Source organism: Acidiphilium sp. MT5, from assembly GCF_054767495.1.
Window position 1 is genome coordinate 19,989 of the sequence record NZ_BAABMR010000006.1, and the last position, 20,767, is coordinate 40,755.

The following is a 20,767-nucleotide window of genomic DNA, read 5'->3' on the forward strand; positions in this document are numbered from 1 at the left end:
CAGCATGTTCGACGGCTTGGCCTTTGTGAAAATGCATGGCGTCGGCAATGATTTTGTCGTGATGGACGCGCGCGCGGAGCCCGTGTCTCTGACGCCGAACCAAGCCGCCCTGCTCGCCGATCGCCGTCGCGGCATTGGCTGCGATCAAATCATCCTGATCGAACCCGCAACCGATGCCGATGCCGCCATGCGCATTCTGAACGCGGACGGATCGGAATCGGGCGCCTGCGGCAACGCAACGCGCTGCGTTGCCGCTTTACTCGCTGCCGAAACTGGTGCGCGCCATCTGCGTATCCGCACCATCGCAGGCCTGCTCAGCGCAGAAATCAAAGGCCCCAACCTCGTCGAAGTCGATATGGGCGAACCTAGTTTCGACTGGAGCGCGATTCCGCTCCTCGAACCGATGGACACGCTTTCGCTTCGCCTCGCGATGGGCCCGGTGGAGAAACCTGCCGCCTGCTCCATGGGCAATCCCCATGCCACGTTCTTCGTCGATGATTTGCAGCATTTGCCCGTTGAATCCATTGGCCCGGCATTGGAGCGAGCGCGAATTTTCCCGGAACGGGCCAATATCGGCTTCGCCCGGATCGACGCACCCGACCAAATCCGCCTGCGCGTCTGGGAGCGCGGGGCGGGCCTCACCTTGGCCTGCGGCTCCGGTGCCTGCGCTGCCCTGGTCAACGCCCATCGCCGTGGACTCACCCACCGCCGCGCCGTGGTGGCCATGGATGGCGGCAGCCTCACCATCACCTGGCGCGCCGATAATCACGTCCTGATGGAAGGCCCGGTCGCAACCGTGTTCGCCGGCCATCTCGCCGATGATTTTTGCCCGTTATGATCGCTCACCTTCCATGACGCTCGATATTCGCACCTTCGGCTGCCGCCTGAATAGTTTCGAGAGCGAAGTCATGCGCGGCCACGCTGAGGCGGCCAACCTCAGCAACACCATCATTATCAATACCTGCGCCGTCACCGGCGAAGCCGAGCGCCAAGCTCGCCAGGAAGTCCGCCGCGCACACCGCGCCAATCCAGACGCCACCATCATCGTCACCGGCTGCGCCGCCCAAATCAACCCGCAGGCCTGGAGCGCCCTGCCCGGCGTCGGCCGCGTCCTCGGCAATGTCGAAAAACTCACCCCAGAGGCCTGGACCTCGAATGAGCCGATGCTGGTTGCGGACATCATGCAGGTGCGCCAAACCGCCGCCCATCTGATCGATGGTTTCGGCACCCGCGCACGTGCCTTCATCGAAATCCAGCAAGGCTGCGATCATCGCTGCACCTTCTGCATCATCCCCTATGGGCGCGGCCCATCCCGCTCGATCCCGATGGGCGCCATCGCCGCGCAAATCCGCACCCTGCTCGATCATGGCTACCAGGAAATCGTGCTAACCGGCGTCGATCTTACCTCGTATGGCGCCGATCTCCCCGGCCAACCAAAACTCGGCCAGCTCGTGCGCCGCCTATTGGCAACCCTGCCCGATCTGCCGCGCCTGCGCCTCTCCTCAATCGACCCCGCCGAGATCGACGCCGATCTTTGGCACGCCCTTGAGCACGAACCCCGCCTGATGCCGCATTTGCACCTCTCCGTGCAGACTGGCTCTGACATAATCCTCAAGCGCATGAAGCGCCGCCATTTGCGCCAGCACGTCATCGACGCCACCCACCGCGCCCGCACGCTGCGTCCCGGCATCGCCTTCGGTGCTGACCTGATCGCCGGCTTTCCCACCGAAGACGACGCCATGTTCCAAGACAGCCTCCGCCTGATCGATGAAGCCGGGCTCGATTACCTTCACGTCTTCCCCTACAGCGCGCGCACCGGCACACCTGCCGCCCGCATCCCCGCACTGCCGATGGCCGAGCGCCGCGCCCGCGCCGCCCAACTGCGTGAAGCCGGTTCCCGTCGGTTGGCGCAGCGCCTGCACAGCCAAATCGGCCAAACCATTACCATCCTCGCGGAATCGAGCAGCGAAGGTCACAGCGATGATTTTGCGCCCGTCCGCTTCGCCGCACCGGTGCCACCCGGCCAAATCATCCGCGCTACCATCACCGCCGCCACCGCGACGCATCTGATCGCTGAACGGCCCTAACCATGGCACTTGGATTTCTCGCCCGGCTGAAATCCGGCCTCGCGCGCAGCACACAAAAACTCGCAACCGGCATCACCGATAGCTTCACCAAACGAAAACTCGACGATGCTGCCCTCGAAGAGCTGGAAGAGCTGCTGATCGGCGCTGATCTCGGCCCCGCCGTGGCTGCCCGGATCATCAAATCCTTCCGCCGCACTCGCTTCGGTCAAGATGTCGCCCCCAGCGAAATCCGCGCCAGCCTTGCCGGCGAAATCGCCGAAATTCTGACACCCGTCGCCCAGCCGCTCATCATCGATCCGAGCATAAAACCCTTCGTGATCCTAATGGTCGGCGTCAATGGCACCGGCAAAACTACCACGATTGGCAAACTGGCCCAATTTTACCGCGAATCCGGGCTGAACCCGATGCTCGTCGCCGGTGACACATTCCGCGCCGCTGCGGTCGAGCAACTGCAAATCTGGGGAGAGCGTACCCAAAGCCCGGTTATCATCGGCGCACCCGATTCTGACCCCGCCGGCCTCGCTTTTGACGCTCTCGCCCGCGCCCAGGCCGAAAAATCAGATATTTTATTGATCGATACCGCCGGCCGCCTGCATAACAAGGCCGCGCTGATGGAAGAATTACGCAAAATCATCCGGGTGATCAAAAAGCGCGATCCCACAGCCCCCCACGCCATCCTCCTCACGCTGGACGCCACCACCGGCCAAAACGCGCTCACCCAGGTGCAAACCTTCAAAGACATGGTCGATCTCACCGGCCTGATCGTCACCAAGCTGGATGGCTCGGCACGCGCCGGCATCGTGGTCGCCCTCGCCCAAGCCACGTCTCTCCCCGTCCACGCCATCGGCGTCGGCGAACAAGCCGCCGATTTGCGGCCCTTCAACCCAACCGATTTCGCCCGCGCCCTGGTGGGTGAGGAGGATGCGAGCGATCACAAACCATGACCCTCGCCCTCCAAATCAGCCGCATGGCCTCACCCCTCGGCACATTGCTCCTGATCCATCACGGCAACAGCCTTCATTTGCTCGATTTCGAAGACCAGTATTTATCCCCTGCCAGCCCACCGCTCGATCACCCCGCCAATCCGCTGGCGCGCCTGCTCAAATCTTATCGGCCCTATTCATTAATAAACGCTGAAAATCCGTCAGAAAAATTTCTCGCCGCCTATTTCGCCGGCGATCTCACGGCCTTGGACTCGATCCGCGCCGCACCTGCCGGGACGGATTTTCAACGCCGGGTCTGGTCAGCCCTCAGCGCGATAAAACCCGGCACCACCACCAGCTACGGCGCCATCGCCTGCGCCATCGGCGCACCGAATGCCAACCGCGCCGTTGGCCTCGCAATCGGCGCAAACCCGGTCGCCCTGGTCATCCCCTGCCATCGCATCATCGGCGCCAATGGCAGCCTCACCGGCTATAATGGCGGCTTGCCGCGCAAATCCTGGCTCCTCGCGCATGAAGCCGCTTCTGCCGCCAAAATCGCCACCAACCCGTCGCGATAGGTCGGATAACGCCAGGCGATCCCCAGCGCCGCCTTGGTCCGCGCATTCAACACACGCCGATTTTCCTGCCAAAACGACAAAGCCATGGGCGACATCATCTCCGCCGCTTGCGCAAACGGCACTAAAGGCGGCGGGCTGATCCCCAGCAATGCCGCCGCATACGCCACCACATCGGCACTCGGCGCCGGCTCATCATCGGCAAAATTCAACACGCGCACCCCGGTGCGCCCCGCCGTGCGCCGTGCCGCCATCATCCCTGCCGCAATATCATCCACATGAATTCGGCTGAACACATGGCCTGGCTTATCGACCCTGCGCGCCAGACCCGCCCGCAAATCATCGAAAACCGAGCGTCCCGGCCCGTAAATCCCGGCCAACCGCACAATATCCACCGCGCAATGCGCGCCAAACGCCGCCCAATCCCGCTCCGCCGCCACCCGCCGGAGCGTCCGCGCTGACCCCGGCGCAACATCGCTCGCCTCATCGACCGCAGCCCCGCCGCGATCACCATAAACCCCGGTGGTCGAACAATAGCCAATCCAACGCAAACGTCCCGCTTGCACCGCCGCCGCGATCACCGGCCGATACCGTTCGAGCACCGGATCACCCACCTCACCCGGCGCCGCCGTGACCACCAGCGCCGAAACCTGCGTCAATGGTGCCTCCACGGCCTGAAAATCACGGAGATCGACATAAGCGGGTGCCATCCCTGGCCGCGCATCCCGCGCCGTCGCCAGTATTGTCAGCCCCGCTTCATGCGCCGCCGCCGCAATTGCCCGTCCTGAATAGCCCAACCCCAACAGCGCTAAATCGCTCATGGTTTCGACTGATCCGCCCGCGCCGAACCCCGCTCCGATGCGCCGCGCTCGGCAGCCAGCGCCTCTAAGCGATGGCTATGGCGATGCACCAGCAGCATCGCCGCAACGCCAATCAGCACCGCAACCACCACCACCACCGCCGTCACCGGGCCGGCCAGATGCTCGATCTCCTTGCCAAACACATAAGCCGTCCCGCCATAAATGACCGACCACATGGCGCAGGCCGCAATTTGCACCACCAAAAACCGCCGCCACGGCATCACATTCGCCCCAGCCAGCAACGCCGCAAACGCCCGCAGCACCGCAAAAAACCGGCCAAAAAAAATGATTTTGCCCCCGTGATGCGCGAATAAATACTCGCCCGCCCGCAGCCGCCGCTCGGTGAGCCCCACCCGCGCGCCGTAGCGCAGCAACAGCCGATGCCCCGCACTCCGGCCAATCCAATAGCCGATCACGCCGCCCACCACAGCGCCCGCGGCCGCGCTGAATAACAACACAAAAATATCGATCCGATGCGTCGTCCCCGCATAAATCGCCGCTGAAATCAGCGCCGTTTCACCCGGCAACGGCAAACCCAACGTTTCGAGCATCACCAAAACAAACACGAACGCACTGCCGTAAGCCGCAATATACGGCCCTAACCGCGCGTAAATCTCATGCATCATCCGCTGGCATCCTCCGCCCTATCCCATTTCTGTTCAGTCGCGCGCACCGTCGCCTTACAATCTTGTCCTGTCAAATCATTCTCCACCGTCCCACCCCCACCTTCCCACAGGCACGAAAATACCCGATAGTGTGCGAATGTCGGATACTGAAACCGAATTGGAAACGCTCAACCGGCTGGAAACAGCCCTCGCGCGCATCGGCGCGGCACTTCCGGCCTTCGCGCATCAAGGCCAAACCCAGCACGGTCCCGCGCAACCCGGCGCGGCTGCGGCGAACCCGCATTTTATCGCGACGCTCGATCAGGTTATCGCCACGCTGCGCGCCGCCCTGAACGAACCGGACATTGACGAAGGAGCGCCCTAGCATGGCCCAGGTCACCATCCGCATCAACGGCTTCACCTACCCGGTCAGTTGCGAAGACGGCCAAGAACAGCATTTGACCGAGATGGCCGCCGAGGTCGATCGGCGGATCACCAGCATCAAATCGCTCGGCAGCCAAACCGGCGAATCCCGGCTGTTGGTGCTCGCCGCCCTGCTACTGGCTGATGAGCTGCACGATACCAAAACCGCGCTCGCCACCAAAGATTCCACACCATCCGCCACCAAGCCCGAGCCCGATGGCACCGAACGCCGCGCACGCCTGCGCCGTGCTGCCGCGCGCGCTGAGGAGATTGCAGCGGACCTGATCGAGCCCTAAGTATAGGGTGCGAGGCTGCCCGGTGCGTCAGGCAAGCGCATCCCCGGGGCCACTAAGCATCTCCCAGGGAGCTGGCTCTGTCGGAACCGTGGTTCCGGTATTTCCGGCGCCCACCTGCACCAGCAGGCCTTGGGAGGATGACAACGCCAACGGCCAGGGCGGCTTCGCACTTTAGCCAAAGCCGGATCACAACAGCACCCGTGGCGCTCCAACCGCGATCCGTGATAGCGCTCGCTTATGTCCTCTTCGATCGATGAAACCGAACTCCGCGCGGTCAAATCCGCCTTCCGCACCGCCTGCCTCGCCCGCCGTGCAGCAATGGCCCATCCGGATGCAGGTGCTCGTCTCGCGGCCATCGTGCTTGAACAGGTCCAAATACCCGAAAGCGCAATCGTCGCAGGCTTCTGGCCCATGGGCGATGAGATCGATCTACGCCCCTTGCTCCACGCCTTGCACGCACGCGGCCACCGCCTCGCTTTGCCGGAAACGCCCAAACGTGGCGAAGCGCTAATTTTCCGGCACTGGCATCCGGACGCCACCATGATCGCCGGGCGCTTCGGCACATCCCATCCGGACGGTCCACCGGTAAGCCCTGATTTCTTCCTCGTCCCGCTCCTCGCCTTCGACCGGCGCGGCAACCGCCTCGGCTACGGCGCGGGCTATTACGACCGCGCCCTCGCAGCCCACCAAACCGCCTATCGCCTCGGCTGCGCCTACGCTGCCCAAGAAGTGCCCGTGGTGCCCACCGGCCCGCGCGACCAAATTTTGCACGCCATCGCCACCGAATCAGGCCTGATCACCCGATGAACTGGCAGCGCGCCATCGCCCTCATCATGCTGTGGCCGGGCCTTGCCGCCGCGCAATCCACCCTGCCCGACCGCAATCTCACGCCCGGCGCCATCAACCCTGCAGTCACCGCGCACAATATCGATAGCACCATCTGCCAACGCGGTTGGACGGCCTCTGTCCGACCATCCTATCATTACACCGAGCGGCTGAAACGCGCCCAAATCCGCGCCTATGGCTATCGTGATCGGAAAATCTGGCATTATGAGGAAGATCACCTCATCCCGCTGGATCTCGGCGGCTCGCCCACCGACCCGCGCAATCTCTGGCCCGAACCGCATCTACGCGCCGGCCAATGGGGCTCCTATGCCAAAGACCGCCTGGAAGCCCGTCTTGGCCGCATGGTCTGTGATCATGAATTAGGGCTCAACCAAGCCCGCGCCATGATCGCTCGCGACTGGATCAGCGCCTATCGCCGCTTCCTCGGCCCCACCCCCAACAACGCGCCGCTCCGCCGCTATCGCCACGAGCGCCGCTATCAACGGCGCCGGACCTTTTAGACTTCAATTTTGGTGATGCAGCATTTTTTGGCCCGCCACCGGGCTCGGCGCGGTGAGCACATAATCCGTCACTAAATTCCCCACATAAAGCGTGCGCAAATCCGGCCCGCCCCAGCTGATATTGGTCGGGCTGCCGAGCAAAGTGCCGCTCGGATCATGCGCGATGGTGACAATTTTACCCGCCGGCGTGATCGCCACAATTTTATGCGCCGCCGGCAGCGTAACCCATAAATTCTGCTCCGCATCAAAACCAAGACCATCGGTATAGCCCAGATAACGCGTGATGAGGTTCGGTAATTTCAACCTCGGATTCACCTTCATCCCGAACACGAGGCCCAATTTCGGCCCATAGCGTTCGGCCTTGCCCAGCGTCCCGCCCGGCAAAATCGGAAACCGCAGCACATCGGCGTTCGAGGTTTGCGTGCAATAGAGAAATTGCTCATCAGCCGACAGCGCCATGCCATTGGCAAACCGCAATCCTTCCGCAACAATCTCGCTCGACCCATCAGGCCGATAGACGAAAATGAACCCATCCGCCCGCCGATCAAGCGCCTCCGGCCAGGTCTTGGCGAAGGTGGAATGCGAACACCAAATATTCCCCGCCCGATCAATCACCGGATAATTGCACGAGGTCAGCGTCCGGCCACCCAGAGCGCTGACCAAAATCTCCCGCGCGCCGGTATTCAGGTCAAGCCGCTCCAGCGGCCCGGCAACCCCATCATAAATGCCGAAATTCGCAATAATCATCCGGCCTTCGGCATCCATATTGATGCCGTTGGGCGCTCCCGCCTTGCCGCCAATCACCCGCAAACTGCCATCAGGCGCAATCTCCGCCACGCCGCCAGTGTGATGGGAGGCATAAACCCGCCCATCACGCAGTGCGACAACATCTTCAGGCCGGGCAATGCCCCGGCCAATCGGGCGAAATTCTGACAGCTCAATGCGGCGTAACGGCATAATTTTTCTCCATCATTGCCGAATTTGACGCTTATTTATGGGCGCGCGCAATACTCTCGGTAATCGCCGCTTCCGCCGCCGCGCGCGACTCCCAGCCCGTCACCTTCACCCATTTGCCTTTTTCCAAGTCTTTGTAATGGGTGAAAAAATGCTCAATAGCATCGCGCGTAATCGCTGGCAGTTGCGCCACCTCGGTCACATCGCTCCATTGCGGATGAATTTTGTCATGCGGCACGCAAATAATCTTCTCATCCTGACCAGCCTCATCCTCCATTCGCAGCAACCCGATGGGACGTGCGCGGATCACCGCACCCGGCACCACCGCCGTTGGCGTCAACACCAGCGCATCCGCCGGATCACCATCATCGGCCAGCGTGCCCGGCACAAACCCGTACGCAGCGGGATAGGCCATCGGCGTGAACAAAAACCGATCCACCATGATCGCGCCGCTGTCCTTGTCCACCTCATATTTGACCGCAGAACCCTGCGGAATTTCGATCACCACCAGAATATCAGACGGCGGCGCCTTGCCGGCGGCAAGTTTCGATACATCCATCGTAAAAACTCCCTGAAAAACCACTGCCGGGCTTTTACTCTGCACGCCCGATATTGCCAATCGGCCCCGGTCCGTTCCAATAGAACCCGATGCGCCGGTAGCTCAACTGGTCAGAGCGGACCGCTCATAACGGTTTGGTTGCGGGTTCAAGTCCTGCCCGGCGCATTTTTTCGTTCATTTTTCGGCGGCGAGCCGTTGCCTGATCTTTTTCAACGCTTTAACGCCTGACTCACCAACATCGGGATAGCGCAAATCCAGCCCCTCGAACAAATCCAGAATAACCTGTGAAATAATCAATCGCGCCGTCGGCTTGTCATCCGCCGGCACCACATACCAGGGACAATCCTGGGTGCTGGTGGCGCTCAAACAGGCGCCATACGCCTCCTGATACGCATCCCAATATCCGCGCTCGGCCATGTCGGCCTCACTGAATTTCCAATTCTTGGCCGGATCATCAATCCGGGCCAAAAATCGCTCACGCTGCTCCTCTTTGGAAATATGCAGAAAAAACTTCACAATGCGTGTGCCATTCGCGTGCAAATGCCGCTCCAACTCCACGATCGAACGATAACGCTCCGCCCAAAACGGCTCGCCCTCGGCCGATAAATGGGTAACCGCCTCCGCACGCAGCAAGGCGGGATGCACCCGCACAATCAAAACCTCCTCATAATAGGACCGATTAAAAATCCCGATTCGCCCCCGCTCGGGCAGATCGCGCGTGGTGCGCCAGAGAAAATCATGCGACAATTCCTCAGCGCTCGGATGCTTGAAACTGAACACCTGACAACCTTGCGGATTAATCCCTGACATTACATGCCGGATCGCACCATCCTTGCCTGCCGCATCCATCGCCTGAAAAATCAGCAACACCGCATAACGATGATCTGCATAAAACATCTGTTGCTGCGCACTCAGCCGCGCGATGTGATCAGCCAACTGCGCCTTATAGTCGGACTTGGACCGATAAACCGGCGCCACACGCGTGTTCCAACGCCGCAAATCCAATTTTTGACCCGGCTCAACCCGAAATAGCTTGGTCTTGATCGCCATTTTACTCTCCTGACCCGCGTGATCGAGTTTGTATCGGATCACCCAGTTCGAGACAAACCCATGACATCTATGCCAGAAGCGCTGACATTAATAGCAAATTTCGTTGCGCAATAAAATCATCTATGGTTAACCGACGTTTAGGCTTGGCTGCAACCAGAGAAAGTGGTGTCATGGATAATCATTGGCTGAATGACCCGTCGCTGGACATCACGCTCCAACATCGCACGGCGCAGAAGCAGCATCCCGCCGACGCAGCCGCCAACAGCATAACAAACGTCGCCCCGGTGTCGGCAATCACCAGCCTGCTCCCCTTCGATACCGCCCTCCCCGTCATGACCAGCGACAATGGCATCACGCTCCCCGCAAGCCATGATCCATCGCCAGCCGCGATCAGCACACAGCCCAACAATGTGCAGACCCATATGTCGATCGTGGTATATTTCGCGCCCGTCACCAATACCAGCCAGACCGTGATCCCGACGAACATGCGCAACACCATGATCGAAGCCGCCAACTATCTGGCAAGCCGCCTTGATGATCCAATCACCGTCACCATCGCCGCCCACGGCATTCTCGGCGGCTTGGCCGGCGGCGCTGCCGCCTGGGATAGCACGTTGCCCTACAACTCATTCCTCAACGAACTGGAAATCCACGATCCGGCAGCGGCAAAATATTTCCCAACCGCCCTGCCCACCGGCGTTTATGACAGTATTCAAGTATCAAACGCGGAAGCAAAAGCCTGGGGGCTGCAAAGCTCGGGCGGCTATGTCGGTAAAATGGGGGTCAATGTTACGCAACCATTTTATTACGGCTCTGGCTCGATCATCCCGACAAACGAGTTTGATCTGTTTGGCGTTGTGCTCCACGAACTCTCCCACGCGCTGGGCCGCGATATCAGAAACGGCGGTCCAGTTACCTATTACAATACCGTAACATCCTCGACAATGACGGCCTATCCGTTCAGCGCCATCAATTTTTTCCGGTTCACCGCGCCGGGCGTGTTGCAGCTCAACGATAATCCGACCCTGGCAAGCAACGCCAAGGCGCCCTACTTCTCCCTCAATGATGGCAAAACCGCCCTGGCAACCTTCGCCGGGTCAGGACGCACCGATTGGAATTATCTGCTGAATGATCCCTTCAACGGGTATGCAGCGCCGGGTTACGCGTCCAACATCTTGACCCCTCTCGATCTGACGGTGCTGTCGCTCTTGGGCTTTAACGTCAATTGTTTCGCCGCCGGCACCCGCATTCTGGCGCGCCAGGGCGATATCCCCGTCGAAAAACTCCAGATCGGCGATGAATTGGTTCTGCATGGCGGCGGCACCGCGCCCATCCGCTGGATCGGTCAACGCGCCATCGAACCCGCCCGGCACCCGCACCCCGAGAGCGTGAACCCCATCCGCATCAAAGTCGGCGCCTTGATGGATGGCGTCCCACGCCGCGATCTGATCTTCTCGCCCGATCACGCGCTCTATCTTGATGGCGCGCTCATCCCCGCAAAAGCCCTGATCAACGGCACCACAATCCGCCAAGAAGCCCGCGAAACCATTCATTATTACCATATCGAACTGAAAAACCACAGCGTCATCTACGCCGAAGGCACCCCCAGCGAGAGCTATCTGGACACTGGCAACCGCGCCAATTTCAGCAATGGCGGCGTCGCCATCGCCTTACACCCGGATTTTGCGCAAACAAGGCGTGAACGCGAAGGCTGCGCGCCATTCCACGAATCCGGCGCCACAGTCGAAAAAATCCGGGCGCAGTTGCTGGCGCGCGCGCCCTTCACCCTCACCCATGATCCCGCATTCCGCGTGCGCGCACAGCCCGATGGTTCCGTTGCACTTCTCTCGCGCAGCGCCATCCCCGGTCACCTGTCCCCCGATCCGCGCGACCAGCGCCAGCTTGGCGTTAAAATCGCCGCCCTCCATATCGGCGGCGAACAAATTCCCCTCGATCATCCCGATCTGCGCGATGGCTGGCACCGCGCCGAACCCGATGGGCGCTGGACCAACGGACGTGCCATCATTCCCGCCCACCTCCTCAACGGCCAAACCCCGAAACTCACCATCGGCGCCACCACCCAATATCGGCGCACACCAAACCGACGATCAAACGCCGCCTAATCTCTATTTCACCCGCTCAGACCGCCCGCACCTCAGGCTCAACCCCAAGTAACGCCGCAAGCCGCGCCAATCGCCTGGTGATCGCCTCGCCCGCGAAAACCCCGCTCGCCGCATCGAGCGTCAACACCAGCCGACCAGGCTGCAAAGTGAGCGCTGCCGCCGCCAACAAAGCCGGCGTGCCGGCTGATAGCGTATAGGCCAGCCTTAGTGCCGCCCCCAGCGTCTCGGCCCGCCGCGCCGCATCCATCGCCAATAAACTCCGCGCCGAGGCCAAAAATCCAGCATCGCTCGGCGCCTCATAACGAAGCGCCACCGTCAAAGCGAGAAAAGCCCGAGCATGATGATCGAGTGCCACGCCGGTTTGCCGCAACACCCGCAAATAGGCCTGCTCCGCCCGATATTCCGGATGTTCGTGATAACCAATATCGGAATACCAACAGGCCGCCTCGCGCAACCGAAGCTGGTTTGCCGTCTCGCCCGGAAACAGCGCCTTGGTCCATTCAATCAGCGCCTGCGGCAATCCGGGATCGCGCACCATGCCAATCGCCAAATCCCGCGCGGCGGCAATCAGCGGGTCTTGCTCACGCATGGCCTGCGGCAATTGCCGTAAAAACCACCCTTCGCGCAGCCCATTGGCCGAAAACACCACCCGCTCCGCGCCCGTCGCCCGCAACAAGCGGCGCAAAATCACCGCAGCGAACGGCAAATCCTCAATCCGTCGGCGCGAAGCACCCGGCATCCGCTCGATCAATTTCCGGCTGGCCTCGCCCACCACCGCTGATAAATCACGGGCCTCGTCGCGCCCAATTGTATAATGATGCACCACCGCCAGCGGATAAGACGTTTGCGCAATATGAATGCGCGCCAATGCCCGGAACGCGCCGCCCGACAAATACAAATCTCCCCCCGCCCCCTCTTGGGCAAAGGGCGCCGCTGCCAATTCTTCCTCAACAATCGCCCGCGCCCGCGCCGGTTCACCACCCGCCCGTTCGGCCAGGCGGATCACCCCCACAGGCAGCGTCGCCGCCGCGCCAATCACGCCGCGTGCCAGGCGCACCAGCTCCAACGAGCCGCCGCCCAAATCCGCCAAAATCCCGTCCGCCGCCGGTATCCCGCACAACACACCCTCAGCCGATAACCGCGCCTCCGCATCACCCGAAAGCACCGTCACCGCCAAATTCGGCACCTCTCGGCCAATCCGCGCTACAAAATCCGCGCCATTGGCGGCATCACGCACCGCCGAGGTCGCCAACGCCTCAAACGGCGCCGCGCCCATCGCCGCCGCAATCGTCGCATAGCGGCGCAATACCACCATCGCCTCGTCCATCGCACTCGGCTCCAGCCGGTTGGTATGGATCAAGCCGCGCGCGAGGCGCAGCACCGCCTTTTCATTGAAAATCTGCACCGGGTTGCGCGACTCACCCTCAAACACCACCAAGCGCACTGAATTGGACCCAAGGTCCACCACCGCGCGCCGCAAGCGCCGCCCCATCATCTCGCTCTGTCGATCCTGCATTCTTCTCCCATAGCGCAGCAGCCCATCCTTGAACACCAACGCCCTCACCTCACTATATCCAGGCCTTGCGACATCAAGCTGTAACATGGGATGCATACATTCGTCCGAATGGATGCTCCCCCGATCCCACCCCTCTATCTGCTGCACATTCCCAAAACCGCCGGTACCTCGCTGCGCGCCGCCTTGCACGATCATTATCGGGCGGCGCTCTGTCCCGCCGCGATGTGGGATGATTTCTACCGCGACCCTGCACTGCGCACCGACGATTACCGCGCTTTTTGCGGCCATTTTGGCATCGGCCTCGCCACCTATCTCGGTCGCAAGCTCCGCGTCGTTACCGTCCTGCGCGATCCGCTGGCGCGCACCATCTCGCATTTCCACGAAGTCCGCCGCACCGCCACCCATCCGCTGCATCATCACGTGATCCGTCAAACACTGCTCGATTTCGTGCATGACCCGATCACCGTGCCGATGGTGACCAATTTCCAAGCCCGCTACCTCGCCCAAGCGACCGCGCCGGTCGAGCACTTGGCGCAATTATTCAAACCGAACTGGAACGGCGCTTATTCGCTCTCCGTCGCCTGGGAGAACGCCTCCGCCGCCACTCACCCAGACCAGCTCTATCAAATGGCGATGGCCAACCTGCTCACGCTTGATGCCGTATTCACCACCGACCAGCTCGACAACCAAGCCACCGCCCTACACCACGCACTCGGCCTGCCGCCCCAACCAATCCCCCGGCGCAACGTCACGGCAAGCCCCGCATTCTCAATCGACCCCGCCGCAAAAGCCCAAATCAAAGCCCTCACCATGGTCGACCAAGCCCTGTACGATTTCGCCACCGACACATCTACGCTCCGCCACCATAAGGCGCTGAGCAGTCACTGATCGCGACGTGGTGAGACTCCGCTAGCCGGCCCAACCCCCTCCCGACAGTCAAGACCTGTGCGATTTTTAGGATTTATGACTGGATCACCTACGCCGGTGGCCATTGCTGAGCCGCGTGTAACACCCGCAAAATCCGCACCGTAAAAGCGTGTTCCTGATATACCACGATAAAGTTTGACCAGACGACCATTTCGCGGGTGGCTTCAATACGGCCTAACCGGTAGAGCTTTGGATATTCGCGCAAGCGCGCGGCTTTCGCCTCGATATCGTCTTTCAAACGTTGCGCGGCATCGGGGTTTTGGTCGGAAATGTAATCGATAATCGCAAGCAAGTCGGCACGAGCAGCTTCTCCCCATTCAAGCTCGAGCACGACGTTTCTTAACGATCAAGGCTTGAGCTTCATCCATCACTTGCTGGTGCGGCAGGATCGGCCGGGTATCGGCCAGAGCATCGCGCACCTTGGCGCGGAACCAAGCGTCATGAGCCTCAGGATCGGTGGTCAGGCCGACAGGCAAGCCGCCTTCCTTAGCGACACGGGTTAGCAAAATGCGCACAGCATCCGATACCGTCAGGCCAATATGCGCCAGTTTTTCTGCCGCATCCGCCTTGAGCTTATCGTCCACACGGATGTGGAGCATTGATGTTTGGGTCGCCACGTCAATTCTCCTTCTTTGCTCCCGCATCCTATATCTCAATTGAGATACCAACAAGATTTCATGTCCCTCGCGCCTCTGCGCGCCGAAAAATACCCGCGCCAACCGCCTCCAGCTTCGCTCGCCTTAACGTGCGAAAGTTTTTGCTGCTTTTTTCAAAAAGCAGTTTTTCGCCTGCTCCGCGCCGCCTCACGCCGCGCGCGATTTGACGCCGAAATAATCCATATAGGGGGCAAAATCGGGGCGCAGGCGGTCGGGGTTGATGTTGAAGTCAGCGGGGCGATAGCGGTTGGTGCCGTAGCCGCCTTTGGGTGCTGCGGCCAGATGGGCGCGCATGGCCGATTGGGCAGGTTCGGAGAGGGTTTCGCCAAAATGGGCGTAGATGGCGCTGATCGCGCTGATCGGGTCGTCGGTGAGGGTTTCGTATTGAATGTTAATCAGGTTGCGGGGCGCGATGGCGCCGCTTTGATCGAGGGCGACCAGCTGGCGCGCCCCTTCGATCCAGCGGGTAGTGACTTGTTCGCCGATTTCAGCGGGGTCAATGCCGCGCAGGAACGGGCGGCGCAGCACTTCGGTCATGAAGGCGACTGAGGCGAAAACATGCAGCGGGTCGCGATGCACAATAACGAAGCGGGCATCGGGATAGGTGTGCAGAATGGCATCCATCGAGAAGGTATGATCGGGGCATTTGAGCGCCCAGAACCGGGCCTTAACGCCGTGCTGCATCGCTTGCAGCCAGCGTTTATGGAACGCAAACGCCTCGGCGTGGCCGTGCGCGTCGAGCCAGATGCGATAGCTCGGCACGCGGAACGTGGTGTCAAAGCGCAGGCTTTGGAACAGGTGCGCCGTGATTTCGCTGCATTCCTGCGGGCTGTCTGCGTGGATTGGGTGAATGGCGGGGAAATCGGGCGCCATGCCGGCGAAAATGCCGAGCTGTTTATTGGATTGGCGGGCGGCAGCGCTGGTCGTGGGATCGAAATCCGGGGCCCGGGGCGCCGGATAGAGCGTTTGCCAAACGCGCGGGACCAGGATTTCAGGGTCAAGCGCCAGCATGCTGTGCAGAAACGTGGTGCCCGAGCGCGGCAGGCCAAGAATAAACAGCGGCGCCCGCACCGGGGCGGCGGCAATTTCCGGGTTTTCGGCGTGCATACGCTCGATCAACGCGCCATTACGGGCGAGACGGAGCAAATCATAGCGCACTGAGACGCGGCCAAACAATGAAAGCTGGGATTCGCGGGCCAGTGAGTCGGTCAGGCGGGCGAGGCCTTCGCTGGCCGGGCCGGTGACGTGGGTTTTGGCGGCGCGCTCAATGGCAGAAGCAGTCAGGCGCGGGAAATTATCAGGGAGCAGGGTTTCGCCCACCGCGAAAATGCCGTCCAACGCCCGGTACCTAAAGGATTTTCCCGCGTGCTGGTCTGGGATTGGCGGTACCGGGGCGTTGGCGTGGCTCATGGTTCAGCGGCGCTCGATCAGTTCGATTTTATAGCCATTCGGGTCTTCGATGAAGGCAATCACGGTCTTGCCGAATTTCACCGGACCGGGCTCGCGGGTGATTTTGACGCCGGCGGCGCGCAGGCTTTCGATCGTGGCGAAAATATCGGGCACGCCGAGGGCGAAATGGCCGAAGGCAGTGCCTTGGTCGTAATGATTTGTATCATAATTATAGGTCAGTTCGAGCACGGTATGGTTGGTTTCATCGCCATAGCCCACGAACACCAAGGTATATTTGCCATCCGGCACATCGGTGCGGCGCAACTCCTTCATGCCGAGCAGCTTGGTGTAGAAATCGACACTTTGCTGCAAATCATTGACGCGGATCATGGTGTGCAAAAACGTGAACTGGTCGCTCATGGGCGAACTCCTTTGTCTATATCAGTTTGCCATTCTGCGGCGTCGGGGTCGATACCGAGTAGGAACAACCCTGCCGCGTCGGCGCAAGCGATCATGGCGGGACGATCCATCAGAATGGTGTTGCCCGCGTCGAATGCCAGCCCTCGCAACCCTGCTGCGATCAGACCAGCCACCGTCGCCGGGCCAATCGTGGGCAGATCAGCCCGGCGGTCTTGGCCGGGCTTGAGCAGTTTGACCAGCACACCGCCCGCGCCATCGCGCTTCAGCGTACCGGCACGGGCCAGCATGGCATCCGTTCCCTCAATCGCTTCAACAGCGAGCACCAGACCTTGCTGCACCACGCAAGCCTGGCCGATATCGGCAGCGCCGATGATGCGCAGCACCGCGACGGCGCGGGCAATATCAGCGCGGGTCACCGCATCCGGCGCTGCTTTGGTCAGCAGGCCCGCCGGGCCAAGCGCATCATTCAGGATTTCATGCGCGCCAAGCACGGTGAAACCCTCTTCGCCGAGCACGCGGATCACGGTGGCCAGCAGCGTATCATCGCCCGCGAAGGCAGCACGACCAACGCGGGCAAGCAGTTTGACACCGAGCGCATCCGGGCGGAGTGCCAGCAGCGAGGGGCGTTTGACCGGGCCGATCAGCACCAGCTCCGCACAACCATGCTCGCGGAAAGCACCCGCAATCGCCCCCGCAGCGCCGAGGCGGATCAGCTGATGCGGGAACGGCGCCAGCACGGCGGGTTCGGCGTAGCCTTCCAGGCCAACAATGAAAACCGGGCGGCCGGCAGCCTGGGCGGCGGTGGCGATGCGGGCAGGGAGAATGCCGCCGCCTGCAATGATGCCCAAAGGTTGGGCCATGGGATTACTCGTCGTTGGTGCGAGAGCGCTGGGTGATCAGGCCGCGCGAGCTAGGATGGGTGATGAAGGCGAGCATTTCCGCGATATAAGGATCATCGCCATAGGTGGCGCGCACCGTCTCAATCCGCTCGGCGAGCACGCCATGCTCGTTGAACAGCGCGTTGAACCCAGCACGCACCCGGTGCAAAGCCGCCCGGTCCAGCCCACGCCGCTTCAAGCCAACCGCATTCAGGCCCGCGAGGCGCGCGCGCGCGCCGAATACCAGCGTGTAGGGCACCACATCGGCCGGGATGCCGGAAACACCACCGATCATCGCCCCGGCACCGATGCGCACGAATTGGTGGATCGCCGCCGCCCCGCCAATCACCGCGCGCGGGCCGATTTCGACATGACCGCCCATCACCACATTGTTCGAGACAATCACATGATCCTCAATGATGCAGTCATGCGCGACATGCACCACCGCCATCAGCAAGCAATCCGCGCCAACGCGGGTAATGCCCGACCCGGTGGCGGTGCCACGATGGATCGAACAATGTTCACGGATCATCGTGCGCGGGCCAATTTCGGTCTCGGTGGCCTCGCCCTTATATTTCAAATCCTGTGGCGCTAGGCCGATGGTCGCGAAGGGAAAAATTTTGGCCCCCGCGCCGATGCGGGTCACGCCATCAACCACGACGTGGGAAACCAATTCCACGCCCTCACCGATCACCACATCAGCGCTAATGGTGCAGAACGGGCCGATTTTTGCACCCGCCGCGATGACAGCACCAGGAGCCACCAACGCCGTCGGGTGGATTGAGGCTGAGGGATCGATCATCGTGCCTCGGCCTTGCGGTCGGTGATCATGGCGGCGAACACCGCCTCGGCAACCGGGACACCATCGACTTTGGCGACGCCTGCGAAGCGCCAGACCGGCCCGCGATTGCGTTGTTTTTCGACATGAATGCGCAGACTATCGCCGGGGACCACCGGACGGCGGAATTTCGCCCCTTCGACCGACATGAAATAAACGACCTTGCCCGCCTCATCCGGGCCGAGCGTTTCCACCACCAGCACGGCGGCGGTTTGCGCCATCGCCTCGATGATCAGCACGCCCGGCATCACCGGATGGCCGGGGAAATGGCCATCGAAGAAATGCTCATTGATCGAGACGTTTTTCACCCCGATGGCGGAGCGATCCGGGTGCAGATCGGTCACCCGGTCGATCAGCAAGAACGGAAAGCGATGCGGGATCGCATGCATGATGCCTGCGATATCGATGGTTTTGCCGCCGGTCGGCGTCGTGGTGGCGGGGTCTGGTTGGGTGCCGTCCATCATGGGGGTCCGCTATCTGCTGAAGGTGGAGGTTCGGTTATCCGCGAGTATTGGAACGCCGGGCGAGTTGGCGCAACAGGGCGACGCCCCGAAAAAATTCGCGCGCCGGTTGGGCGGGGCTGCCGATATACTCAGCGCCCGCCGGCACATCGGTCATGATGCCAGCCTGACCGCCAATGCGCGCGCCGCTGCCGACATGGACATGGCCGACGAACCCGGCCTGACCGGCGATGGTCACGCGATCCCCCAAGCTCGATGAGCCGGAAATACCCACCTGCGCGCAAATGACGCAATGATGACCGATGCGCACATTATGAGCGATTTGCACCTGATTATCGATGCGGGTGCCCGCCCCGATGATGGTGTCCTGCGCGGAGCCGCGATCGATCGTGGTATTGGCGCCAATCGAGACATCATGATCGATCCGCACACAGCCCAGTTGCGGGACCGGCGTGAAGCCCTGGGCGCCGACCGCAAAGCCAAACCCGTCCTGGCCAATCCGCGCGCCGGGGTGAATGGTGATGCGGTCACCCAAAATGGCGTAGGCGATGCTGACCTGCGGGCCGATATGACAATCCGCGCCAATCATGCAGTGATCACCGATGGTCACGCCCGCGCCGATCCGGGTATGCGCGCCGATGGTCGCACCGGCGCCGACCACCACCAGCGGGCCGATTTCCGCGCTGGGATCAATGATTGCGCTCGGATCAATAACGGCGCTCGGATGGATGCCGGGTTGGGCGAGGGGTCGCGGATGAAACAGCGTGCAGACCCGCGCCCATGCCAGATAAGGCTCGGGCGTGACCAGCGGAATGCTGTTGGGTGGGCAATGGGGCAGATTTTCAGCGGCGAGAATAACCGCAGCGGCACTGGTTTGCTTCAGCGCACTGCGATAGCGGCGATTATCAAGAAAGCTGATCTGATCGGGGCCGGCGCGATCAAGCGAGGCAACGCCCTCAATCGGGAGGGCCAGCACCGGGTCCGGCACCGCGATGCCGAGTGTTTCGCCAATGACGGCGAGGGTAAAAGGGCCGCGCCTGGGGTGAAACTCAGGCGCGGCGATGCTGGTGATGGGGTTGGGTGCCGATTTGGCGTCCATCGGAGAAAAATTACTTTTTCGGCGGCGCGGCTTCAGCGGCAGTGACCGATTTCGGCACGACCGAGGGCGGCACCGCGACGCTGGGCAGAATTTTGTTCAGTTGGGCGGCAACTTCACCGGAAATATCGATTTTATTGGAATTCAGCGCCACCTGCGAGCGGTGCAGCACCAAGTTCATATCATGCGCCTGAGCGACCTGACGGATCACCGCAATCAGGGTGGATTCGATTTTGCCCAAGGCCGTGCGCGCCGAAATTTCGATCGCGACGCCCTCATTATGGAACTTCACCTGGTCTTTTTCGATTTCGACCTGCAGCGCCTTTTCCTTGCTGACCAGAACCGGCTTGGTCAGTTTCGCTTTTTCCGCCTCGATGGTTTTTTGCTCGGCCTCGATCCGCTTTTGCTCGGCCTGGGCTTCCTTGGCGAGCACGGTGCGGCGCTGCTGGATGATGGTTTCAACGCCACGCGCTGCCGTCGATTGCTGCATGATTTCTGGCACCGAGAGCACGCCAATAATGGCGGCGGGGGGCGGCGATTCTTTGGGCAAGGCGGGCAAATTCGGAATCGGCGGCAATTTCGGCTGCGCGGGTTGCTGCGGCGCGGTGGGCGCTGCGGCGACAGGTGCTGCGGCATGGCTTACCGGGGCCGCAGCCGGATGCGGGATGAAGTAGCCGGGGCTTTTGCTCTGCGCGTGCGCAGTAGAAAAGCCGACGGCGCACAAAGCGAGAGCGGGCAGGCTAGCGACGATCAGGCGGGGCGCAAAAAATTTCACAGAAGACCTC

Annotated in this window: 25 protein-coding genes, 1 tRNA gene and 1 other RNA gene; 12 read left to right on the top strand and 15 right to left on the bottom strand. The window is 61.5% G+C overall.

Annotated features, from left to right (window positions below):
• Window positions 1–4 precede the first annotated feature (4 nt).
• From dapF to ACYUCQ_RS07950, 4 genes are read left to right on the top strand one after another with little or no spacing between them, the layout of a single operon-like run.
• Window positions 5–838, top strand: coding sequence for a diaminopimelate epimerase (gene dapF / locus ACYUCQ_RS07935; protein ID WP_460253987.1), 834 nt, complete (start codon window positions 5–7; stop codon window positions 836–838).
• A gap of 13 nt (window positions 839–851) precedes the next feature.
• A complete protein-coding gene (mtaB, locus tag ACYUCQ_RS07940; protein WP_460254146.1) occupies window positions 852–2,087 on the top strand; it encodes a tRNA (N(6)-L-threonylcarbamoyladenosine(37)-C(2))-methylthiotransferase MtaB in 1,236 nt (411 codons plus the stop codon).
• 2 nt (window positions 2,088–2,089) lie between these two features.
• Complete coding sequence (gene ftsY, locus ACYUCQ_RS07945) at window positions 2,090–3,031, top strand: signal recognition particle-docking protein FtsY (protein ID WP_460253988.1); 942 nt, start codon at window positions 2,090–2,092, stop codon at window positions 3,029–3,031.
• The gene (locus ACYUCQ_RS07950) at window positions 3,028–3,588 is read left to right on the top strand and encodes a methylated-DNA--[protein]-cysteine S-methyltransferase (protein WP_460253989.1); all 561 of its coding nucleotides are present in this window, start codon (window positions 3,028–3,030) and stop codon (window positions 3,586–3,588) included. The genes ftsY and ACYUCQ_RS07950 overlap by 4 nt, the downstream gene beginning before the upstream one ends.
• Here the strand turns inward: ACYUCQ_RS07950 and ACYUCQ_RS07955 are convergent.
• Both ACYUCQ_RS07955 and ACYUCQ_RS07960 read right to left on the bottom strand, forming a co-directional pair.
• Window positions 3,501–4,406, bottom strand: a complete 906-nt coding sequence (locus ACYUCQ_RS07955) for an NAD-dependent epimerase/dehydratase family protein (RefSeq protein WP_460253990.1) — start codon at window positions 4,404–4,406, stop codon at window positions 3,501–3,503. The genes ACYUCQ_RS07950 and ACYUCQ_RS07955 overlap by 88 nt on opposite strands.
• Window positions 4,403–5,071, bottom strand: a complete 669-nt coding sequence (locus tag ACYUCQ_RS07960) for a DedA family protein (RefSeq protein WP_460253991.1) — start codon at window positions 5,069–5,071, stop codon at window positions 4,403–4,405. Before ACYUCQ_RS07960 ends, ACYUCQ_RS07955 begins: the two co-directional genes overlap by 4 nt.
• Window positions 5,072–5,207: 136 nt before the next feature.
• Here ACYUCQ_RS07960 and ACYUCQ_RS07965 point away from each other — a divergent pair, with 136 nt between their 5' ends.
• The 5 genes from ACYUCQ_RS07965 to ACYUCQ_RS07985 all read left to right on the top strand — a co-directional run bounded on the left by ACYUCQ_RS07965 (window position 5,208) and on the right by ACYUCQ_RS07985 (window position 7,115).
• Complete coding sequence (locus ACYUCQ_RS07965; protein ID WP_460253992.1) at window positions 5,208–5,435, top strand: hypothetical protein; 228 nt, start codon at window positions 5,208–5,210, stop codon at window positions 5,433–5,435.
• 1 nt (window position 5,436) lies between these two features.
• Window positions 5,437–5,769, top strand: a complete 333-nt coding sequence (locus ACYUCQ_RS07970) for a cell division protein ZapA (protein ID WP_460253993.1) — start codon at window positions 5,437–5,439, stop codon at window positions 5,767–5,769.
• Between the two features lie 9 nt (window positions 5,770–5,778).
• Window positions 5,779–5,938: non-coding RNA, 6S RNA (ssrS, locus tag ACYUCQ_RS07975), on the top strand.
• 68 nt (window positions 5,939–6,006) lie between these two features.
• The gene (locus ACYUCQ_RS07980) at window positions 6,007–6,576 is read left to right on the top strand and encodes a 5-formyltetrahydrofolate cyclo-ligase (protein ID WP_460253994.1); all 570 of its coding nucleotides are present in this window, start codon (window positions 6,007–6,009) and stop codon (window positions 6,574–6,576) included.
• The gene (locus ACYUCQ_RS07985; protein ID WP_460253995.1) at window positions 6,573–7,115 is read left to right on the top strand and encodes a hypothetical protein; all 543 of its coding nucleotides are present in this window, start codon (window positions 6,573–6,575) and stop codon (window positions 7,113–7,115) included. The genes ACYUCQ_RS07980 and ACYUCQ_RS07985 overlap by 4 nt, the downstream gene beginning before the upstream one ends.
• Window positions 7,116–7,118: 3 nt before the next feature.
• Here the strand turns inward: ACYUCQ_RS07985 and ACYUCQ_RS07990 are convergent, their stop codons facing one another.
• Together ACYUCQ_RS07990 and ppa are read right to left on the bottom strand one after the other, a co-directional pair.
• Window positions 7,119–8,072 (bottom strand): SMP-30/gluconolactonase/LRE family protein, encoded by a 954-nt coding sequence (locus ACYUCQ_RS07990; RefSeq protein ID WP_460253996.1) that lies wholly within the window; start codon window positions 8,070–8,072, stop codon window positions 7,119–7,121.
• A 31-nt stretch (window positions 8,073–8,103) separates the two neighbouring features.
• Window positions 8,104–8,628, bottom strand: a complete 525-nt coding sequence (gene ppa, locus ACYUCQ_RS07995; RefSeq protein WP_460253997.1) for an inorganic diphosphatase — start codon at window positions 8,626–8,628, stop codon at window positions 8,104–8,106.
• A gap of 91 nt (window positions 8,629–8,719) precedes the next feature.
• Here ppa and ACYUCQ_RS08000 point away from each other — a divergent pair.
• A tRNA-Ile gene (locus ACYUCQ_RS08000) sits at window positions 8,720–8,793 on the top strand.
• A 9-nt stretch (window positions 8,794–8,802) separates the two neighbouring features.
• On the opposite strand, the gene ACYUCQ_RS08005 is transcribed toward ACYUCQ_RS08000, so the two are convergent.
• Complete coding sequence (locus ACYUCQ_RS08005) at window positions 8,803–9,678, bottom strand: ADP-polyphosphate phosphotransferase (RefSeq protein ID WP_460253998.1); 876 nt, start codon at window positions 9,676–9,678, stop codon at window positions 8,803–8,805.
• Between the two features lie 170 nt (window positions 9,679–9,848).
• Between ACYUCQ_RS08005 and ACYUCQ_RS08010 the strand changes: the two genes are divergently transcribed.
• On the top strand, window positions 9,849–11,801 hold the full coding sequence (locus ACYUCQ_RS08010; protein WP_460253999.1) for an NF038122 family metalloprotease: 1,953 nt from the start codon (window positions 9,849–9,851) through the stop codon (window positions 11,799–11,801).
• A gap of 16 nt (window positions 11,802–11,817) precedes the next feature.
• On the opposite strand, the gene ACYUCQ_RS08015 is transcribed toward ACYUCQ_RS08010, so the two are convergent.
• The gene (locus tag ACYUCQ_RS08015) at window positions 11,818–13,317 is read right to left on the bottom strand and encodes a Ppx/GppA phosphatase family protein (RefSeq protein WP_460254147.1); all 1,500 of its coding nucleotides are present in this window, start codon (window positions 13,315–13,317) and stop codon (window positions 11,818–11,820) included.
• 108 nt (window positions 13,318–13,425) lie between these two features.
• Here ACYUCQ_RS08015 and ACYUCQ_RS08020 point away from each other — a divergent pair, with 108 nt between their 5' ends.
• Window positions 13,426–14,205, top strand: coding sequence for a hypothetical protein (locus tag ACYUCQ_RS08020; protein WP_460254000.1), 780 nt, complete (start codon window positions 13,426–13,428; stop codon window positions 14,203–14,205).
• An 88-nt stretch (window positions 14,206–14,293) separates the two neighbouring features.
• On the opposite strand, the gene ACYUCQ_RS08025 is transcribed toward ACYUCQ_RS08020, so the two are convergent.
• From ACYUCQ_RS08025 to ACYUCQ_RS08065, 9 genes are all read right to left on the bottom strand, one after another.
• Window positions 14,294–14,575 carry a type II toxin-antitoxin system RelE/ParE family toxin gene (locus ACYUCQ_RS08025; RefSeq protein WP_460254001.1) on the bottom strand — a complete coding sequence of 94 codons (282 nt, stop codon included), beginning with the start codon at window positions 14,573–14,575 and terminating at the stop codon, window positions 14,294–14,296.
• The gene (locus ACYUCQ_RS08030; RefSeq protein ID WP_460254002.1) at window positions 14,562–14,861 is read right to left on the bottom strand and encodes a type II toxin-antitoxin system RelB/DinJ family antitoxin; all 300 of its coding nucleotides are present in this window, start codon (window positions 14,859–14,861) and stop codon (window positions 14,562–14,564) included. The genes ACYUCQ_RS08025 and ACYUCQ_RS08030 overlap by 14 nt, the downstream gene beginning before the upstream one ends.
• Before the next feature lie 186 nt (window positions 14,862–15,047).
• Window positions 15,048–16,310: a sulfotransferase family protein gene (locus tag ACYUCQ_RS08035; RefSeq protein WP_460254003.1), complete on the bottom strand. Its 1,263-nt coding sequence runs from the start codon at window positions 16,308–16,310 to the stop codon at window positions 15,048–15,050.
• Window positions 16,311–16,313: 3 nt separating this feature from the next.
• Complete coding sequence (gene gloA / locus ACYUCQ_RS08040) at window positions 16,314–16,709, bottom strand: lactoylglutathione lyase (RefSeq protein ID WP_460254004.1); 396 nt, start codon at window positions 16,707–16,709, stop codon at window positions 16,314–16,316.
• Entirely contained in the window at window positions 16,706–17,569 is an 864-nt protein-coding gene (locus ACYUCQ_RS08045; RefSeq protein ID WP_460254005.1) for an LpxI family protein, read from the bottom strand. Before ACYUCQ_RS08045 ends, gloA begins: the two co-directional genes overlap by 4 nt.
• A gap of 4 nt (window positions 17,570–17,573) precedes the next feature.
• Complete coding sequence (gene lpxA, locus ACYUCQ_RS08050; protein WP_460254006.1) at window positions 17,574–18,389, bottom strand: acyl-ACP--UDP-N-acetylglucosamine O-acyltransferase; 816 nt, start codon at window positions 18,387–18,389, stop codon at window positions 17,574–17,576.
• Complete coding sequence (fabZ, locus tag ACYUCQ_RS08055) at window positions 18,386–18,886, bottom strand: 3-hydroxyacyl-ACP dehydratase FabZ (protein ID WP_460254148.1); 501 nt, start codon at window positions 18,884–18,886, stop codon at window positions 18,386–18,388. Before fabZ ends, lpxA begins: the two co-directional genes overlap by 4 nt.
• A 37-nt stretch (window positions 18,887–18,923) precedes the next feature.
• A complete protein-coding gene (gene lpxD, locus ACYUCQ_RS08060) occupies window positions 18,924–19,985 on the bottom strand; it encodes a UDP-3-O-(3-hydroxymyristoyl)glucosamine N-acyltransferase (RefSeq protein ID WP_460254007.1) in 1,062 nt (353 codons plus the stop codon).
• 10 nt (window positions 19,986–19,995) lie between these two features.
• Window positions 19,996–20,757: an OmpH family outer membrane protein gene (locus ACYUCQ_RS08065; protein WP_460254008.1), complete on the bottom strand. Its 762-nt coding sequence runs from the start codon at window positions 20,755–20,757 to the stop codon at window positions 19,996–19,998.
• Window positions 20,758–20,767: the final 10 nt, after the last annotated feature.

Bases quoted from the DNA above. Each gene is read 5' to 3' on its own strand.
- dapF (WP_460253987.1), top strand. From the start codon at position 5: ATGTTCGACGGCTTGGCCTTTGTGAAAATGCATGGCGTCGGCAATGAT.
- mtaB (WP_460254146.1), top strand. From the start codon at position 852: ATGACGCTCGATATTCGCACCTTCGGCTGCCGCCTGAATAGTTTCGAG.
- ftsY (WP_460253988.1), top strand. From the start codon at position 2,090: ATGGCACTTGGATTTCTCGCCCGGCTGAAATCCGGCCTCGCGCGCAGC.
- ACYUCQ_RS07950 (WP_460253989.1), top strand. From the start codon at position 3,028: ATGACCCTCGCCCTCCAAATCAGCCGCATGGCCTCACCCCTCGGCACA.
- ACYUCQ_RS07955 (WP_460253990.1), bottom strand. From the start codon at position 4,406: ATGAGCGATTTAGCGCTGTTGGGGTTGGGCTATTCAGGACGGGCAATT.
- ACYUCQ_RS07960 (WP_460253991.1), bottom strand. From the start codon at position 5,071: ATGATGCATGAGATTTACGCGCGGTTAGGGCCGTATATTGCGGCTTAC.
- ACYUCQ_RS07965 (WP_460253992.1), top strand. From the start codon at position 5,208: ATGTCGGATACTGAAACCGAATTGGAAACGCTCAACCGGCTGGAAACA.
- ACYUCQ_RS07970 (WP_460253993.1), top strand. From the start codon at position 5,437: ATGGCCCAGGTCACCATCCGCATCAACGGCTTCACCTACCCGGTCAGT.
- ACYUCQ_RS07980 (WP_460253994.1), top strand. From the start codon at position 6,007: ATGTCCTCTTCGATCGATGAAACCGAACTCCGCGCGGTCAAATCCGCC.
- ACYUCQ_RS07985 (WP_460253995.1), top strand. From the start codon at position 6,573: ATGAACTGGCAGCGCGCCATCGCCCTCATCATGCTGTGGCCGGGCCTT.
- ACYUCQ_RS07990 (WP_460253996.1), bottom strand. From the start codon at position 8,072: ATGCCGTTACGCCGCATTGAGCTGTCAGAATTTCGCCCGATTGGCCGG.
- ppa (WP_460253997.1), bottom strand. From the start codon at position 8,628: ATGGATGTATCGAAACTTGCCGCCGGCAAGGCGCCGCCGTCTGATATT.
- ACYUCQ_RS08005 (WP_460253998.1), bottom strand. From the start codon at position 9,678: ATGGCGATCAAGACCAAGCTATTTCGGGTTGAGCCGGGTCAAAAATTG.
- ACYUCQ_RS08010 (WP_460253999.1), top strand. From the start codon at position 9,849: ATGGATAATCATTGGCTGAATGACCCGTCGCTGGACATCACGCTCCAA.
- ACYUCQ_RS08015 (WP_460254147.1), bottom strand. From the start codon at position 13,317: ATGCAGGATCGACAGAGCGAGATGATGGGGCGGCGCTTGCGGCGCGCG.
- ACYUCQ_RS08020 (WP_460254000.1), top strand. From the start codon at position 13,426: ATGGATGCTCCCCCGATCCCACCCCTCTATCTGCTGCACATTCCCAAA.
- ACYUCQ_RS08035 (WP_460254003.1), bottom strand. From the start codon at position 16,310: ATGAGCCACGCCAACGCCCCGGTACCGCCAATCCCAGACCAGCACGCG.
- gloA (WP_460254004.1), bottom strand. From the start codon at position 16,709: ATGAGCGACCAGTTCACGTTTTTGCACACCATGATCCGCGTCAATGAT.
- ACYUCQ_RS08045 (WP_460254005.1), bottom strand. From the start codon at position 17,569: ATGGCCCAACCTTTGGGCATCATTGCAGGCGGCGGCATTCTCCCTGCC.
- lpxA (WP_460254006.1), bottom strand. From the start codon at position 18,389: ATGATCGATCCCTCAGCCTCAATCCACCCGACGGCGTTGGTGGCTCCT.
- fabZ (WP_460254148.1), bottom strand. From the start codon at position 18,886: ATGGACGGCACCCAACCAGACCCCGCCACCACGACGCCGACCGGCGGC.
- lpxD (WP_460254007.1), bottom strand. From the start codon at position 19,985: ATGGACGCCAAATCGGCACCCAACCCCATCACCAGCATCGCCGCGCCT.